Genomic DNA, 16,647 nt, shown 5'->3' with positions numbered 1-16,647 from the left:
TTAACGATTTATAATACCGAAAGACCGCATGAGGCGTTAAATAACATGACACCGATTGAGTATAAAACACTAAAACAAGCAGCATGATTTTCTACGTGAGTTGTGTACTAGGTTTGGGGTATTTACACGTTAAATCATGTTTTTAAAAATGAGGTGAACTAAATGGATATTGAAATTGCGAAAAATATATTAAAAGAATTTATTATTGCTATGAATCATTGGGAAGTTCATTATTATCCATTAGTAAAAAATGATTCATCAAATGATATTCGTTTAAAAATGATGAATGATTTAAATTTTATATTTAATAAATTTTGCACAAAAAAAGAACGAAAATATGGTAGGCAAATTTCATTAGGGTGTGGAAATCCGCCTGAATATTCGCCAGATGAAAAGATATTAAAAATTGAAGAATTAAAAGGTAATAAAGCAGCTATTTATACCCAAGAACAACATGGGGTTGAAGATCAATTTCGCTATACTCTGCATTATACAAATCATGAGTGGCGTATTGATAAAAAAGAAGTTTATGATGACTCTGACAATAAATGGAAAAAATATGTACTGTAACAGCTAAAAACTAGCTTATGATCCGATCGACAACATCAGCATTATCAATTTGTCTACTGTTAACCAAATACGATGCAAAATGTAACTATCCCCTAAAATAGTACAGCAAAAAAGTAGAAAATTCTCTATGATAAAAGTAAAGGGGATTTAATTATGAAAAAAATGACTGAACATCAAATCGTCGCTATTTTAAAAGAAGCTGGCATGAAGCACTAAATAACATGACACCGATTGAGTATAAAACACTAAAACAAGCAGCATGATTTTCTACGTGAGTTGTGTACTAAGTTTGGGATATTTACAATCTCATTAGCTGAACAATTAATCCAATTGTATAAAAATGAAAATTTAAACAAAGAAACCATTATAAATATAGTATCTTGTATAGGTAATATGATAGAACGATATAGCCTGCCTCCTTTAAATGATTTTTTTGATTTTTTCAATGAATTAAAAACTATTAAGAAAATTGATTACTATGTTTATTTATTACTGAATTTCCTCAGTTTTATAAGGACAACAAAAAATGGGATTACCTATTATCAATTCTAAATATAAGTCCTAAAGCGAAATCAGAAAGAAATTTTTACATTGAAATAAAAAAGATTTTAAATCGTAATGAATCCATTCCAAATAACTATATAGATCTATTTATCGCTTCTTTTGAAGAAATGTATAATAAAGCTAAAAATGATTTTTATAAAAATGATTATAAAGAAATAATTTTGAAGCTAAGCAAGTTAAAATAAATTTTTTAAAATAGAATATACAGTTTTTGGATTGTGTAACTATAATGATTAATTTAATAATTACTTCTGATACTATTCGTGTATCAAAAAGTAAAATATCAACTCAAGTATTTTCGGAAATATATTTTCAAATCGGAGATATTTGCTTTCCAGACGAAAAATGGGACGATTTCACAGTAATTATATTAAACTGGTGGTTAAAAGAAGCTCATAAAATTCAACAAAAGAACATAGTCCATTTTATCTTTATGGATGGACCATTCTATTTTGAGTTTTTTTAGTTAATAAAATTTGTAGTATCAGATTTATAAATAATAGGTATGATAAACACGAAATAGTATATAGCGGTGCAATAGCTCCAATCATTTGTTTAAACTATTAATGAAAAATGCAAATTTATTAATTCGTAACTTACCTCGTGAAGCAGAAGAATTAAGAGACGTAAAAGAGTTAAAAGAAAATTTGAAATTAATACAAAATGAGAGTAAATATTTTCGAGATTGGATTTATTGATACAAATATTTTAGTATGATGTATTTTTATACCGAGTAAATAATTTAAACCTTAAGTGGCAATATGTATGATGAATATATCTATCACACCAAGAATTGGAATTTGAATGAGTAAATTAAACATATTCCAGCTAACTTTAAATAAAAGTTATTATAGATACATCAATTCTTCCATTTTTGACCTCTAACATAAGCTATTAGTTCATTTTTATTGTGTGGCTCATCAGGAATTTTCAAAAATGAATCATAGCTACAATAACCAATAATCGATGATTCTATATCCGCTAAATAATCAAAAGCAGCTTCAGGTATATCATCATAATCCGAATCAGATAAGTTATCTTTTATATATACAAAAGCAAAGTTATATATTCTGTGCCTATCCCATTTAGAACGTACTAATTGCTCAAAGAATAAATCCATTAACCGCTGTGAATTATCATTTATATCCCATAAGCGCATTATTTTTTTTAAATCTGCAAATGCCTTTTTTTCATCAATGAAATCGCAATACATATTGACAAATAGCTCCACGAAGAATGTAACGTTTGAGACTGACCTAATAAACATCAGTAGCAAAAGCCTGTTGTTATTTCTTAAGGTGCCATATATCTTTCCCCTTTGGCAGACTCAGTTTTAGTGGGTAAATACGTTATCCTGATTTTGTTTAGATTTTTATTCCTTTATATACATAAATAGGTTTCATTGTTCCTCTTTCGCCATTTTCGCCAAGACAAAAGGTAAAATCTTTATTAACAAAATAAGTAGCCGGAAATAAACCATCACGTCTATTTTCAAGATAAGATAAAAAATTTTTTAAAGAAGATAAATATAGCTGCATATTTTTTCCTTTTCCATCAACTAGTATATAACCCTGTATATTTATATCTATATCAAGATGGCGAATATCCATTGCTCCTTGAGGCGACATGTATTGATTCCACAACGGACCATGGGTTTGCATATCTTGTTTTATAAAAGGCTTTCTAAAATTATGAATAATCGCTTTTCTAATTTCAACTGCCTTATTGTTCTCAATTTCAATATCAAAAAACTTGGTATATGTCGAAAATAATATGTTCATATGTTAATGCCATATGTCAAAAATACGTGTCTGTCTGCAATTATATCTTTTTATTCGTTGAAGCTCATCAAATGGGACTGTACCTATGATAACCATAGCTATGGTATTCAAATTCGATATAAAATACCTTCTAGTGTGTTGCAATGCGTTCGTTTATTGTAAAAGTAGAAGATCAACAGCCCCTAACCTAGTGATTTAAGCGATTAACTGTGGCTTTGATATAATGCGTCTAAAATATATCGTAATTGTTTGACATCTAATTGACCGGGTGCTGATGCATTTTTAGCAGCACCAAAGGTCATTGCTGAGCCAAATGTTGAACCTGCTATACGGCTAACAGCACCAAGACCGGCCATCGACATGGTAATAATGGGTTTTGTGGCGTATTTTTCGTTCATTTCAGTTGTTGCAGCAAGCAAGGTTAACACATCATTAGTTGTTTGTGGCATGACGGCAATTTTAGGTATATCGGCACCAAGGTCTTGCATCTTTCTTAATCGATAGATGATATCGCTTTTAGCGGGTGTTTTTTCAAAATCATGGTTTGATGCAACAACAAATACTTGGTTTTTGTGTGCAACAGTAATCATATCTTTTACGTAATCATCGCCAATAAATAATTCGACATCAATCAAATCGACAAGTCCACTACAAGCCATTTCTTTGTTTAATTCAATATATGATGTTAATGGCCATGGTTTGACACCACCTTCATTTGCGGTTCTAAAGGTGAATAAAAGAGGTTTATTCGGTAATAAATCGCCTATTGTCTTTGCCATCTCATTTACTGCATTGATATTATCAACGTTCGTAAAGTGATCAACACGCCACTCTAAAACATCAAAATCAATAGATTGTAAAAACTTAACTTCATCAATTAATTCCGCTTTAGTTTTACCGACAATTGGCACAATAATTTTGGGCGCGCCCAAACCGATCTTAAGTTGTTTGATAGTGACTGTTTTCATTTTATATCCTGTTAATCGTCGATGCGTTTATTATAGGGTTTTATTTTATCGGTTATATCAAATAAAACAAAAGAGTAAAAAAAGTTGATGTAATGTAATAACACTTAGTTCAACTAATCATTAAAGCCCATTTGTTCTTTCACATATTCAATAGGGGCATCTTCACCTGTCCAAATTTTTATTTGCGCAGCGCCTTGCCATAACATCATACCTATACCATTTAATGTTTTACAGCCTTGTTGTTCAGCTATTTCGAGTAGTTTTGTTTTACGTGGACTGTAAATACAGTCTGTAACAACAAGATCAGGACTTAACATTGTTGGATCAGTAATTAAGCTTTGTCCTTCTAATGGTTTCATCCCGACACCTGTTGCATTACAAAGAACCTCACTCGTTGCAATTTCTTGGCGTAGCTGATCTTTATCTGCCAGATCGATAACACGCACATGACATTGGGTATTTTGATTCAATTTTTTTGCAACCGCTTCGATCTTGGCATAGCACTCATCTTTTTGGTTAAAGATGGTGATCTGTTTTACACCATCAAGTGCAGCTTGTACCACAATAGCTGTCGCAGCGCCTCCCGCACCAAGGATAGTTATTTTTTTTCCTATCACATTAATGTTGGCTTCTTTAAGCATACGCATATAACCCATTCCGTCAGTGTTATAACCAGTTAAAACCCCATTATCATTTGAAATAGTGTTACATGCTCCACTCAATTCGACAGCTGGTGTTAGCTTATCAAGATATTGGCAGACAAGCTGTTTATTAGGCATAGATATCGCACTACCACGTAAACCCAATGCCCGAATTCCTTTAATTGCATCAGGCAGTTTTTCTTGATCAACTTCAAATGCTAAATAAACATAGGGTACATTCAGTTTAGCATAAATGGTATTTTGCATTTGAGGGGATAAACTATGGCGAATAGGGTAAGCCATTAAACCAATTAATAAAAAATGTCCGTCTATATTATTTCTCATTCACCGCACTCCACAATAGCCTTATTTGCCTATAAGGCTTTCTATTTTTAATATTCTTTAGCAACAGGCGTTTAGTTTTGTATATTAAAAAGAAGTGAGTATACACTATTGATTGCACTTTCAATATCTATCACCTAAAATAATAAGCTTTGCTTCTCAACTAAGAATCTATTTATGAATACAGTGCTTGATTTGTTCTCGTCAATAAATGCAGTTGTGGTTGCGGTAATTTGTATGTTAATTTTGTCCCTTTGCCGTGTTCATGTCGTTATTAGCTTAATTATTGGTGCATTTGTTGGTGGGCTATTTAGCCATTTATCGTTGAAAGAAACCATTGATGCATTCAATACTGGGATCAGCAATGGGGCAAATATTGCGCTTTCTTATGCGATGTTAGGTGCATTTGCAGTGGCAATATCAAAATCGGGGTTACCTGAATTATTGGCAGATAAAGCGATCAAGCAGCTTACCTCAAGCGATGCGAAAAAACGTATTAAATGGGTTTTGATAGTCATTATTGCGTTAGTTAGTATTTCCTCACAAAATGTTATTCCTATTCATATTGCCTTTATTCCACTTTTAATTCCGCCACTTTTATATGTGATGTCGCGATTACAGCTCGATAGAAGGATGATTGCTTGTATTATGACATTTGGGCTAATTACACCTTATATGTTTTTACCGGTGGGATTTGGGAATATCTTTTTAAATCAAATATTATTAAAAAATATTACTGCATCTGGCATGGATGTTAGCCATGTTAATGTGATGCATGCAATGGCGATTCCAGCGTTAGGTATGTTTATGGGTTTATTATGGGCTATTTTCGTCAGTTATCGTAAGCCCCGAGAATATAAAATTATTCGAGGCGAGGCGAATTTAGATGCGTTAAACAATGTGAATAAACGCTCACTAATTATTTCATTATTAGCCATTGTTCTTTCCTTTACTGTTCAACTTTATACAGGGTCAATGATTTTAGGCGCTTTAATTGGTTTTATTTGTTTTATTGTATCGGGTTCGATTAAATGGGGCGAAGCGGATGGCGTTTTTACTGATGGTATCAAAATGATGGCAATGATCGGTTTTGTGATGATTTCAGCACAAGGTTTTGCCGAAGTATTAAAACAGACTCATGAAATCGAGCCACTTGTGATTCATAGCGCGACTTTATTTGCCGGCAATAAAGTAATTGCTGCTTTTGTTATGATGTTGATTGGGCTGATTATTACCTTAGGTATTGGCTCGTCATTTTCGACAGTTCCTATCATTGCTGCAGTTTATGTGCCTCTTTGTGTACAGCTTGGTTTTTCGCCAATTGCAACCGTATGTTTAATTGGCGCATCTGGTGCAATCGGTGATGCAGGATCGCCACCATCAGATACCATTTTAGCCACTTCTTCAGGGCTAAATCATGATGGGCAACATGACCATATTCGCGATAGCGTTATCCCAACATTTACCCATTTTAATATTCCGTTATTTATTGCCGGTTGGGTTGGATCATTAATTTTATAATCAGCATATTGTTGAATTTAGGTCACTATCATTATGAATAATCGATCACATCAAAATATTCGAGCTATTTGTGCACAAACTATTTTTAATGTGCTAGAAGAAGGTCAATCATTAAGCGCTACATTGATAACTTTAAATCATAAAATAGCCGATAAAGATAAAGCGTTGGTGCAAGAGATCTGTTTTGGTGTAATGCGAGTATTGCCAGAACTTAATTTTTATATTCACACCTTAATGAGTAAAGTGTTAACCGGTAAAAATAGAATTTTGCACTATCTATTGTTAGTGGGAATTTACCAGATTCTTTATACCCGAATCCCAGAACATGCCGCAGTTGGCGAAACAGTGAATGCTGTCAACACACTGAAAAAGACACAACTTAAGGGGGTAATCAATGGCGTATTACGCGAATTTTTACGCCAGCAAACCTCATTACAACAAAAATTTACGCAAGATAACAAACAACAAAACCAGCAATCATTACACCCAAGTTGGCTGTTAGCTCGCCTTAAACAAGCCTATCCACAGCAGTGGCAGGCTATTGTTAGTGCTAATAATCATAAGCCACCAATGTGGTTACGGGTTAATCTTAATCGATATACAGTCACTGAGTACCAACAATTACTTGCTGAGCAACAAATTGAGTCTGACACCTTTGCTGAGCTACCTTGTGCACTGCGATTATTGTCGCCTGTGAATGTGACTAAATTACCATATTTTGATAATGGTGCTGTTACGGTACAAGATCTGTCTGCTCAATATGCAGCTTATTTGTTAGCACCACAAAATGGCGAGTATATTTTGGATATGTGCGCAGCGCCTGGTGGTAAAACCACACATATTTTAGAAGTTGCCCCAAAAGCACAAGTTTTAGCCGTTGATATTGATCCCAGCCGAGTTAAGCGCATTCACGAAAACTTAATACGCTTAAACCTACATGCCGAAGTTAAAGTTGGCGATGGATTAACTCCAGAACAATGGTGTGAAGGACAACAATTTGATCGGATTTTGCTTGATGCCCCTTGCTCGGCAACTGGCGTTATTCGCCGACATCCAGATATAAAATGGCTAAGAAGAGATAGCGATATAGCACAATTAACTGCATTGCAATATGCGATTTTAAATAACATTTGGACATATTTAAAAACAGGTGGTACTTTGGTGTATGCCACTTGTTCCATTCTACCAGACGAAAATAAATTACAAATAGAGCGTTTTTTACAAGAAAATACCCGCGCTAAATTACAAGGTGATCTTAAACAATTTTTACCTACTGAAAATGGTGGTGATGGCTTTTTCTATGCAGTATTAAAGAAAGTGTAATTAATTTGCTTGTGTTTAATTAAGTAAGTCTATTTTTATTTATCAATTGGTGACTATAAATAGATTAGCCCAAACTATAACGTGCCAAGTTTAATCTTTATTTTGTCAAAAAGTTTCAGGTAACATGGTGTTTTAGTATAAAAGCAAGTAGAAAAATAACGAAAGCCTAACTTGGACAATCTGTAGTAGTTATGGTAAATTTTGGGCTTGTTTTATGTTCTGAAGACTTTCTAATATGGCTTACACGCTCACCTACAATGATTTACCTGAAAATATCCAACATTGGCAAGGATTACCACTTTCATTAAATGGTTGTGAAGTAGTTCCTTTAGATTATAATGCAGGTAAAACAGGTTGGATTATTTATGGTAAAAAATTAAATAAAACAGTCTTATCAAAATTCCAAGATCAACTTGCTATGCCTATGGTGATTGTATCATCATGGAAAATCAAAACCTATCAGATTGTTCGCATTGCCGGTGTCATGCCCAAAAAAGCTAAAAGTATTGCATTAACATTAGGTATCGATGTTTCGCCAATTGACAATTTACCTACACTCCATTCCCCAGGTTTATTGGTAATGGATATGGATTCAACGGCGATTAAGCTAGAATGTATTGATGAATTGGCTAAATTGTATGGTGTCGGGCAGCAAGTTGCGACCTTGACCGAACAAGCGATGCGTGGAGAACTTGACTTCGCAACGAGTTTGCGCAAACGTGTGGCAACGTTAAAAGGTGCACATCAGGATCTTTTACAGCAAGTAAAAGACAACTTACCCCTTACGCCTGGGTTGACCTATTTAGTAAAAGAATTGCACAAAAAAAATTGGCATGTTGCTATTGTGTCGGGTGGTTTTACCTATTTTGCTGATCACTTGAAGCAAAAATTAAAATTAGTTGATGCCTATGCCAATGAGTTAGAAATTAAACATGGCAAGTTAACCGGTAAAGTGAATGGCCAAATTGTTGATGCAAAATATAAAGCAAGGACATTACAACAATTAGCAACAACACTCAATATCCCCATTGAACAAACGGTGGCAATTGGTGATGGAGCCAATGATTTAATGATGATTCGTATAGCGGGTTTAGGCGTTGCCTATCATGGCAAACCCAAAGTGGTTGAAAAGGCAAGAATCAGTATTAATTATGCTGATTTAACGGGTTTATGGTGCATTTTATCAACCAGTTTATTAAGTGAAGGTTAGGAGATTAAATTGGCAAAAGCGGTAAAGCGAGCTTATGTTTGTAATGATTGTGGCGCAGACTATCCGCGTTGGCAAGGGCAATGTAGCTCATGTCATGCTTGGAACACCATTACCGAAGTTAGGCTTGCTAGCGCATCATCGCGTAATGACCGATTAACGGGGTATGCGGGTAGTGGTGCTGGGCAGGCTAAAATTCAAAAATTATCCGAAATCAGTTTAGAGGCACTACCAAGATTTTCAACGGGTTTTTCAGAATTTGATCGTGTGCTTGGTGGTGGCGTCGTACCGGGTAGTGCAATTTTAATTGGGGGGAATCCTGGTGCAGGTAAAAGTACGTTGTTACTGCAAACCATGAGTAAGCTCTCATCACAAATGAATACACTTTATGTTACAGGTGAAGAATCACTTCAACAAGTTGCGATGCGTGCACATCGCTTGGGTTTACCGGCTGATAATATCAATATGCTGTCCGAAACAAGCATTGAGCAAATTTGCCTGCTTGCCGAACAGTCACAACCTAAACTTATGGTAATTGACTCTATTCAAGTGATGCACCTTACTGATATTCAATCTTCCCCCGGTAGTGTTGCACAAGTTCGCGAAACAGCTGCCTATTTAACGCGGTTTGCTAAAACGAAAGGAATTGCCATTATTATGGTTGGGCATGTAACCAAAGATGGTTCACTAGCTGGGCCAAAAGTGCTTGAGCACTGTATTGACTGTTCAATTTTATTAGATGGTGATGCTGATTCTCGTTTTAGAACGCTACGCAGTCATAAAAATCGCTTTGGAGCAGTGAATGAACTGGGCGTGTTTGCTATGACAGAACAAGGTCTAAAAGAGGTTAGTAATCCATCAGCAATTTTTTTAAGCCGTGGTGATGAGATGCTACCAGGTAGTTCGGTTATGGTATTGTGGGAAGGTACCCGACCATTACTGGTTGAAATACAAGCACTTGTCGATCACTCTATGTATGGTAATCCAAGACGTGTAACGGTTGGATTAGATCAAAATCGACTAGCATTATTGCTTGCGGTATTGCACCGGCATGGCGGATTACAAATGGCCGATCAAGATATTTTTGTAAATGTTGTAGGGGGCGTTAAAGTTACTGAAACTAGTGCTGACTTAGCATTGATAGCAGCGCTGGTTTCGAGTTTTCGCAATCGTCCGCTACCACAAGATATTGTTATTTTTGGTGAGATTGGTCTTGGTGGCGAAATTCGGCCGGTACCAAGCGGACAAGAGCGTATCTCTGAAGCGGCTAAACATGGGTTTAAAAAGGCCATTGTACCTATTGCCAATATGCCAAAGAAGAAACCCGAAAATATGCAGATTTTTGCCGTTAAAAAAGTTTCTGAAGCGTTAGATATTTTAGGTGATTTTTAAAAACTACCTTAACTATCAATTGTTAAAATTACTCCGCCGAGGATTATCGGCGGATAAGATTGGATGTATTTTCGATTAAATTTGTGACTAACCTTATTTTTAATAACAAATTTCATAGCAAGGTTGATAAGCACTTCCTCCTGGTAATTTCATTCGGTCTTGTTTAACAAAACTACGCAATAAATTATCAAGTTGCTGCATAATTTCAATATCACCTTGTAATTTATATCGACCATGTTCGCTAATTTGTTTCATACCAAACTCTTTTACGTTACCAGCAACAATACCAGAAAACGCACGGCGCAAATCAGCGGCTAATAGTTCCACAGGTTGATCACGATGAAGATTTAATGACGCCATATTGGCGTGCGTTGGCTCAAAAGGATGTTGTAGCGATTCATCAATTTTCAGTAGCCAATTAAATCCATAAGCATCGCCAGTTTTTAAGCGTGAAGATTTAACATGTTTAACGCCATCTTTCATAATACGTGCCACTTGTTCGGGCGAGTCGATCACGATTTGGTAAAGCTTGGTTGCCTCATCACCTAATGTGCTACGAATAAAATTATCTATTGATGCAAAATAGTCCTCGCATTCTTTAGGTCCTGTCAAGATAAGAGGAAGTGTTTGATGCTGATTGGCTGGGTTTAATAAAATACCCAGAATATAAAGTAACTCCTCGGCAGTACCTGGTCCACCAGGAAAAATGATAATGCCATGTGCCATGCGCACAAAAGCTTCAAGGCGTTTTTCGATATCAGGCATAATGATTAGTTCATTCACTAGCGCATTAGGCGGTTCCGCTGCAATAATTGATGGTTCGGTCATACCAATAAAGCGGCTGTCTTTATAGCGCTGCTGAGCATGACCAACAGCTGCTCCTTTCATTGGTGCTTCCATCACACCAGGACCACAACCGGTACAAATGTTCAGCTCACGTAAGCCCAATTGCATTCCCACTTGGCGAGCATAATAATATTCGTTTTCGTTAATGGAATGCCCTCCCCAGCAGACAACTAAATTGGGTTCTTCCCCCACATGGAGTGCATTGGCATTACGTAAAATTGAAAAAACCAAGTTTGTAATATAAAACGAATGATCTCTTTCAAATTTGATATTAGAGATAAGCTCTTTAACAGCGCTGATTTGACTATTTAAAAAAAGGATATCACGTAATACAGCAAACAAATTGGCTTGGATCGAACGAATAATTCGCCCATCAACAAAAGCGCTTTCTGGTGCATTAACTAATTCTAATTTAACGCCACGCTCTTTACTAATGACATTAATTTCGAAAGACTGGAATCTATCTAATAGATCTTTTGTATTATCAGTCTTAATTCCAGCATTAAGCGTGGCCAATGAACAATTTCTAAACAATTTATAAAGCTCGCTATTGGCTGATTTTTTTAAAATATCGACTTCAGCTTGAGCAAGTAAATCCATGGATCCGAATGGGCTAATATGGGTGATCATTACAACCTCCATTTGTTGTTTTTATCGACAAGGCGACCATTATATACTCAAACTGATTGAATAAGTAAAGTTGATAACTTCAATAACTTCAAATATCTTTTTTAGTTGATTGATATTTTTAATATGATTAGAATTATGTTTTTTTGATAACTTCTCTTGATAGTGGATTAAAAGATAAGATTGATATCTCAAAAATAATATTTAATAATAATCAATAAATTAATTAATGAGAGTGATTTGTGAAGAATGATTTTTGTTTATTAAAAGGAACAGTCAGTTGTTTAACGGTAAGCCAAAATAACCAAGAAACTGACACTAAGCTGACGGCGACGGATCGAATAGAAAAAGATCTTTATGCGGTGTTTTGTTCAATTATAGCATTTATTTGCTTTTTTATTTGTTGCCGCCCACCTTTAAAAGGGCAACACTTTTGTTGCCATATCGGCAATAAAAAAGTAGAGGGAAGACTTAACACGATTGGTTTTAATGAGGGCGATTATGTTGAAATGCTTGTTAAGCCACAAAAAAATGATGTTTACCAGCCTTATGCAGTACGAATTCCAAAACAACATGCGATAATTTTCCCGCAAAATATTGGTTTAACAACGTTCGCACTTTTAAAAGTTAGTTTTATTTTGATGACGATATTTGCCGTTGTTATCCTGCTTTTTTTGTTAATTATTGAACTATTTAACGGTTGTTCATTAAATTATATTTTTAACATATTTAAATACAGTTTTTTGGGTTGGATCATTGCAATTATTGCTGCTTTTTTGATGGGTGGAGGAGGATACTCTTTTATTTCCAATCAAATTTATGCCTGTTTGGGGTATGAAAAACCGTGGAAATATGATTCTGAAAAAGAAAAGGAACGCTTTAAAAAATTGTATCGAATCAATGACCCTGAAATATTTAACGATCCACAGACCCCTGACTTTGAAAAGTTAAAACAATTTAAAGCATTAACAGATTACTACTGTAGAACGCCAACTTTACCTAATTGGGTTAAAGTCATTGATGAACGAAACAAAAAATAACAAATAATTGAACAGATAAATATAAGGAATAAAAAATATGGAACAGAATATAGGCGATAACCATTATTACCAAATTATTACTGGTTATATCACCGATCTGGAGGTCTATGACACGCAAGAAAGTTATCTTAATGCTCGCAAACTAGCTGGACGCCCTGATGTCAATTTACTCACAATAGGGCATTTAGATTTAGTTTCTATGGCTAATAGTATGAAAATAAATGCAGCAAAAATTCAAAACATTGATTACGATACAGCTGATATTGAGCAGTATTTTTGCTGTAAATTAGGTGATAAGGTGATTGAAGGCGCATTTTGTCGAACCTTTTTTAATGAGGGAGACTACGTGGAGGCGGTTGTTGATCCACTATCTGGTGGAACCTATTTTGCTTATGCATTACGCCGTCCTGCCGATAAGCTTTTATGGTTACATCCTTATGCAACAGAGGGAACGGAAGCTGGCAATTCAAAACTAAATATACCTATTTTACCGCGCATTTTCTTTATTGGTGCTGGAGGATTGGGGGTATTTACTTTCTTTTATTTTGTAGTAATGGCCTTTTCTAAAAATGATTTTTCGCTACTTCTTATGGCTGTTATGGGGGGATTAGTTTTTATTTTACCAACTTATTTATGCTCTTCTGCATTAAAAAAATCAAAATCTGGTTCTGCTATTGCTGATAAGATTTTTGCGACTTTGGGGTATAGTAATCCTAAAACGTTTGATATTGAAAAAGAATATAATGTTTTTGTCGACAAATTATTCGATTTATATAAACAATATTGTGAAAATCACAATGGATATTTAGCGACTGATGAAGATACATATAATGAGTTTATTGATCATTATATACATCAGCAATCAGAAGATGATTCTCAGGACGATATATTACTAAAACAATATTTACGTCAAACCAAAAAAATAGACGGGATTCAATGGGCATTCTTTTATGTTAATACGCCAGCCATCCCTAGCTATATTAACGTTATTCATACCGAAAGCAGCAATGACAGCCATGGGCAATAATGGTTAGTTGTTGAGTGTTTTATTCCGCTCTGGAAACAAAAACACGGGCAAAATCCCGTGTTTGTCATTAGTTATGTTTGATCTGCTCTATTGGTTCTTAACCAATTTCCTGAATTCGTCTACCCCAGAGCTGATAGCTGTATTCTCATAATATTTTGCCATTTTATCCATCAGCGCTTCCTGACAACCATTCAGATCGGTATAGAAGGAGCGAATCTGTTATTCTTGGTTATCATTTGCGTCTAGTGGTTCATAGCTATCTGGGGCGGTGAAGATAAAGAAATTAATCAAGCTATAATAGTACCTACTACTTAAACTTTATAATTTCTATATTATTATTTTAAATATTTACGATTTTCCATAATATGATTATTATCATTCCATATTCTTAATTCATAAAAATGCTCTGTTGGTAAAATTGAAAACCCAAAAGAGTTATTTATGGCCACTAGCAAACACTCTAGCTTCTTGTTACTATTCTTTACTTTCATATTCCAAAATAATGTTGGATTTTGCTTAATATTATTAATATGCAATTTTAAATAATAATATGTATTACAAGTTATAATTTGGAAAGCTACTAAATCATTATTATTAATACTACTCAAAAAATCACAAAATCGGTTAAATAATAAATTTTCATTTACTGATAAATCAACAAGCTGATATTCAATCTTATCAATAAATTTTGACAAAAAAACATTATAATTATGCGATTGAAACGTTATTGAATCACTATCAATCCGTAATTTATTTGAGATATTTTGAACAATTGCCTTTTTTTCTTTTTCAATAACTGATAATTTCAATTTTTCTTGTAAATATAATGACATTATTTTCTGCCTTTAGCATTTGTAATTCTCTTCATATTTTTAGGAGTATGTACACCATGTTGATTATACTTTACTTTTATTGGAAAGGATCACTTTGCCATAAATACGGCATGATCAATTCAATTTTTTATAAATAGTGACAAAAATACGGCGGTATGCAACACGCAGATATCAAAGGTTTAAAAGAACTCTAAGCGAAACATCGTAAACTTAAACTAGTTTGCTGAACTAAGTTTAAAATAATAGCTTCAGCAAAAAATCATAAAAAGTTGTAGTGCCCATCTATGCAAGTAAAAATTGGGCAGAAGAGCTACAAGCCACTCAATCTATCTACCCAACAAAAATAGCCTAATTTTTGGACGAGTTAATAAATAACATTGATTATATTGTATTTTTATATCTGCTTTTTGCAAAAGCACAACTCACCCCCATCTCACCAATCAAATCGCACCAACAATACGATGTGGCATATATTGATCTTCTAAATATATGATATCTTCTTTCGATAATGAGATCTTCAGTGAGCCAACAGCATCATCTAGATACTTGGTTTTAGTTGCGCCAATAATTGGTGAGGTGATCCCCTTAGCAAATTGCCAAGCTAACGCTATTTGAGTCATTGTTACACCATATTTTTTGGCAAGTTCATTGACTCTTTGCACAATAATAGCATCCGTTTTTTGCGTGCTATCATATTTAGCGATAGCAATCTGATCGGTTTTACTGCGTAATGTATTCGCTTGCCATTCTAAACGAGTGAGCCTACCAGCAGCCAGAGGGCTATATGGTGTTAAGGAGACGTTAAATTGTTGGCAGATAGGAATTAACTCTCGCTCATCTTCTCGATACAGTAAGTTATAGTGATTTTGCATCGAAACAAAAGGTGTCCAACCATTTTGTTTAGCCACAAGTTGCATGTTATAAAATTGATAACCATACATGGCGGAAGCCCCTAATGCTCTCACTTTACCTGCTTTGACAAGATTATGTAATGCCTCCATTGTTTCTTCTAATGGTGTTGCATAATCAAAACGATGAATGATATATAAATCTATATAGTCAGTACCAAGTCGTTTAAGAGAACCATTAATTTCTCTTTCAATAGCTGCTTTGGAAAGATGTCCCTCATTAAAATAGACTTTAGTTGCAAGGATAACTTTTTCGCGGGCTATGTTTTTTTTAATTGCTCTCCCTAAATATTCTTCGCTTGTACCAGCTGAATAAGTATTTGCTGTATCAATAAAATTAATACCTAAATCTAGCGCATGTTTGATAATTACTTCACTCTGGTCAGGATTAAGTGTCCATGCATGCATTTTACTGGCAGGATCACCAAAGCTCATACACCCTAAACAAATACGAGATACTTGAATATTAGAATTGCCAAGTTGTAGATATTCCATAAAATCCTCTCTTGCTAATTAATGAATTCGAATAAACTTTATACTTCTAATAAGCCAATAACCCTCTATTGCTGAGTTTATTGTAAACGCTATATTCGTTGAGATAAATAAGGTATTAGTTGATAGTATCCTGAATTAAATTCATTAATAGTAAGCTCATGCATAATTTTAAGTTATAAAATTACTTTTAGGTTATCAATCAACGTGCTAAATATAAGCATTAGATACTGGAGGAACCATATTAATAAATATTTAATGTAATAGACCTGAAATGTAGCATTTCACAATACTTGAGCAAAGCAATATAATTCAGCTAGCTAATTTAGTCTAAAAATAGATGAGATTATTTATGAGAAAATAAAAAAGGCACACAATGTGCACCTTTTTTACTGATGATAAAGCGCATCAATAGCTGCGCTTTATGGTAGCAAGTTAAATTACTTAATAACTTTAGCAACAACACCAGCACCAACAGTACGACCACCTTCACGAATCGCAAAACGTAAACCTTCAGCCATCGCGATTGGGTGAATTAATGATACTGTCATTTTAATGTTATCAC

Annotated in this window: 16 protein-coding genes; 8 read left to right on the top strand and 8 right to left on the bottom strand. The window is 34.4% G+C overall.

Annotation, left to right across the window (positions count from 1 at the left end; genetic code table 11):
• Positions 1-6 precede the first annotated feature (6 nt).
• Positions 7-87, top strand: a complete 81-nt coding sequence (locus ACYIAM_RS12770; RefSeq protein ID WP_141670356.1) for an integrase core domain-containing protein — start codon at positions 7-9, stop codon at positions 85-87.
• Between the two features lie 75 nt (positions 88-162).
• Positions 163-570 (top strand): NTF2 fold immunity protein, encoded by a 408-nt coding sequence (locus ACYIAM_RS12765; RefSeq protein ID WP_174797543.1) that lies wholly within the window; start codon positions 163-165, stop codon positions 568-570.
• Positions 571-1,993: 1,423 nt separating this feature from the next.
• Here the strand turns inward: ACYIAM_RS12765 and ACYIAM_RS12760 are convergent.
• The 4 genes from ACYIAM_RS12760 to ACYIAM_RS12745 form a co-directional block, all read right to left on the bottom strand.
• Positions 1,994-2,347 (bottom strand): hypothetical protein, encoded by a 354-nt coding sequence (locus ACYIAM_RS12760; protein ID WP_483748527.1) that lies wholly within the window; start codon positions 2,345-2,347, stop codon positions 1,994-1,996.
• Positions 2,348-2,498: 151 nt separating this feature from the next.
• The gene (locus ACYIAM_RS12755) at positions 2,499-2,915 is read right to left on the bottom strand and encodes a hypothetical protein (RefSeq protein WP_483748526.1); all 417 of its coding nucleotides are present in this window, start codon (positions 2,913-2,915) and stop codon (positions 2,499-2,501) included.
• Between the two features lie 203 nt (positions 2,916-3,118).
• Positions 3,119-3,883, bottom strand: coding sequence for a type I 3-dehydroquinate dehydratase (gene aroD / locus ACYIAM_RS12750; protein WP_483748525.1), 765 nt, complete (start codon positions 3,881-3,883; stop codon positions 3,119-3,121).
• Between the two features lie 113 nt (positions 3,884-3,996).
• Complete coding sequence (locus tag ACYIAM_RS12745; RefSeq protein ID WP_483748524.1) at positions 3,997-4,869, bottom strand: shikimate dehydrogenase; 873 nt, start codon at positions 4,867-4,869, stop codon at positions 3,997-3,999.
• Between the two features lie 174 nt (positions 4,870-5,043).
• Here ACYIAM_RS12745 and ACYIAM_RS12740 point away from each other — a divergent pair, with 174 nt between their 5' ends.
• The 4 genes from ACYIAM_RS12740 (at position 5,044) to radA (ending at position 10,309) form a co-directional block, all read left to right on the top strand.
• The gene (locus tag ACYIAM_RS12740; protein ID WP_174797758.1) at positions 5,044-6,387 is read left to right on the top strand and encodes a Na+/H+ antiporter family protein; all 1,344 of its coding nucleotides are present in this window, start codon (positions 5,044-5,046) and stop codon (positions 6,385-6,387) included.
• A 33-nt stretch (positions 6,388-6,420) separates the two neighbouring features.
• Positions 6,421-7,710, top strand: coding sequence for a 16S rRNA (cytosine(967)-C(5))-methyltransferase RsmB (rsmB, locus tag ACYIAM_RS12735; RefSeq protein WP_483748523.1), 1,290 nt, complete (start codon positions 6,421-6,423; stop codon positions 7,708-7,710).
• Positions 7,711-7,945: 235 nt separating this feature from the next.
• Positions 7,946-8,920, top strand: a complete 975-nt coding sequence (serB, locus tag ACYIAM_RS12730; RefSeq protein WP_483748522.1) for a phosphoserine phosphatase — start codon at positions 7,946-7,948, stop codon at positions 8,918-8,920.
• A gap of 9 nt (positions 8,921-8,929) precedes the next feature.
• Positions 8,930-10,309: a DNA repair protein RadA gene (gene radA, locus ACYIAM_RS12725; RefSeq protein WP_174797755.1), complete on the top strand. Its 1,380-nt coding sequence runs from the start codon at positions 8,930-8,932 to the stop codon at positions 10,307-10,309.
• Between the two features lie 99 nt (positions 10,310-10,408).
• Here radA and ppnN read toward each other — a convergent pair whose 3' ends face one another.
• Positions 10,409-11,785, bottom strand: coding sequence for a nucleotide 5'-monophosphate nucleosidase PpnN (gene ppnN / locus ACYIAM_RS12720; RefSeq protein WP_483748521.1), 1,377 nt, complete (start codon positions 11,783-11,785; stop codon positions 10,409-10,411).
• A 239-nt stretch (positions 11,786-12,024) separates the two neighbouring features.
• Here ppnN and ACYIAM_RS12715 point away from each other — a divergent pair, with 239 nt between their 5' ends.
• Both ACYIAM_RS12715 and ACYIAM_RS12710 read left to right on the top strand, forming a co-directional pair.
• Positions 12,025-12,822 (top strand): hypothetical protein, encoded by a 798-nt coding sequence (locus ACYIAM_RS12715; protein ID WP_483748520.1) that lies wholly within the window; start codon positions 12,025-12,027, stop codon positions 12,820-12,822.
• Positions 12,823-12,859: 37 nt separating this feature from the next.
• Complete coding sequence (locus tag ACYIAM_RS12710; RefSeq protein ID WP_483748519.1) at positions 12,860-13,849, top strand: putative type VI secretion system effector; 990 nt, start codon at positions 12,860-12,862, stop codon at positions 13,847-13,849.
• Positions 13,850-14,184: 335 nt separating this feature from the next.
• On the opposite strand, the gene ACYIAM_RS12705 is transcribed toward ACYIAM_RS12710, so the two are convergent.
• From ACYIAM_RS12705 to ACYIAM_RS12695, 3 genes are all read right to left on the bottom strand, one after another.
• Complete coding sequence (locus tag ACYIAM_RS12705; RefSeq protein WP_174797751.1) at positions 14,185-14,682, bottom strand: hypothetical protein; 498 nt, start codon at positions 14,680-14,682, stop codon at positions 14,185-14,187.
• Between the two features lie 440 nt (positions 14,683-15,122).
• Positions 15,123-16,085 carry an aldo/keto reductase gene (locus tag ACYIAM_RS12700; protein WP_483748518.1) on the bottom strand — a complete coding sequence of 321 codons (963 nt, stop codon included), beginning with the start codon at positions 16,083-16,085 and terminating at the stop codon, positions 15,123-15,125.
• A 437-nt stretch (positions 16,086-16,522) separates the two neighbouring features.
• Positions 16,523-16,647: EF-Tu C-terminal domain-related protein (locus ACYIAM_RS12695; RefSeq protein WP_483746958.1), on the bottom strand; the 125-nt coding region annotated here is incomplete at its 5' end.

Source organism: Gilliamella sp. X-60 (assembly GCF_057063585.1).
Note: the sequence above shows the minus strand (reverse complement) of the source record. Positions and strands in the feature narration are given on the sequence as shown.

What these genes read in the sequence shown, in the direction of transcription:
- ACYIAM_RS12765 (WP_174797543.1), top strand. Translation starts at nt 163, where the DNA reads ATGGATATTGAAATTGCGAAAAATATATTAAAAGAATTTATTATTGCT.
- ACYIAM_RS12760 (WP_483748527.1), bottom strand. Translation starts at nt 2,347, where the DNA reads ATGTATTGCGATTTCATTGATGAAAAAAAGGCATTTGCAGATTTAAAA.
- ACYIAM_RS12755 (WP_483748526.1), bottom strand. Translation starts at nt 2,915, where the DNA reads ATGAACATATTATTTTCGACATATACCAAGTTTTTTGATATTGAAATT.
- aroD (WP_483748525.1), bottom strand. Translation starts at nt 3,883, where the DNA reads ATGAAAACAGTCACTATCAAACAACTTAAGATCGGTTTGGGCGCGCCC.
- ACYIAM_RS12745 (WP_483748524.1), bottom strand. Translation starts at nt 4,869, where the DNA reads ATGAGAAATAATATAGACGGACATTTTTTATTAATTGGTTTAATGGCT.
- ACYIAM_RS12740 (WP_174797758.1), top strand. Translation starts at nt 5,044, where the DNA reads ATGAATACAGTGCTTGATTTGTTCTCGTCAATAAATGCAGTTGTGGTT.
- rsmB (WP_483748523.1), top strand. Translation starts at nt 6,421, where the DNA reads ATGAATAATCGATCACATCAAAATATTCGAGCTATTTGTGCACAAACT.
- serB (WP_483748522.1), top strand. Translation starts at nt 7,946, where the DNA reads ATGGCTTACACGCTCACCTACAATGATTTACCTGAAAATATCCAACAT.
- ppnN (WP_483748521.1), bottom strand. Translation starts at nt 11,785, where the DNA reads ATGATCACCCATATTAGCCCATTCGGATCCATGGATTTACTTGCTCAA.
- ACYIAM_RS12710 (WP_483748519.1), top strand. Translation starts at nt 12,860, where the DNA reads ATGGAACAGAATATAGGCGATAACCATTATTACCAAATTATTACTGGT.
- ACYIAM_RS12705 (WP_174797751.1), bottom strand. Translation starts at nt 14,682, where the DNA reads ATGTCATTATATTTACAAGAAAAATTGAAATTATCAGTTATTGAAAAA.
- ACYIAM_RS12700 (WP_483748518.1), bottom strand. Translation starts at nt 16,085, where the DNA reads ATGGAATATCTACAACTTGGCAATTCTAATATTCAAGTATCTCGTATT.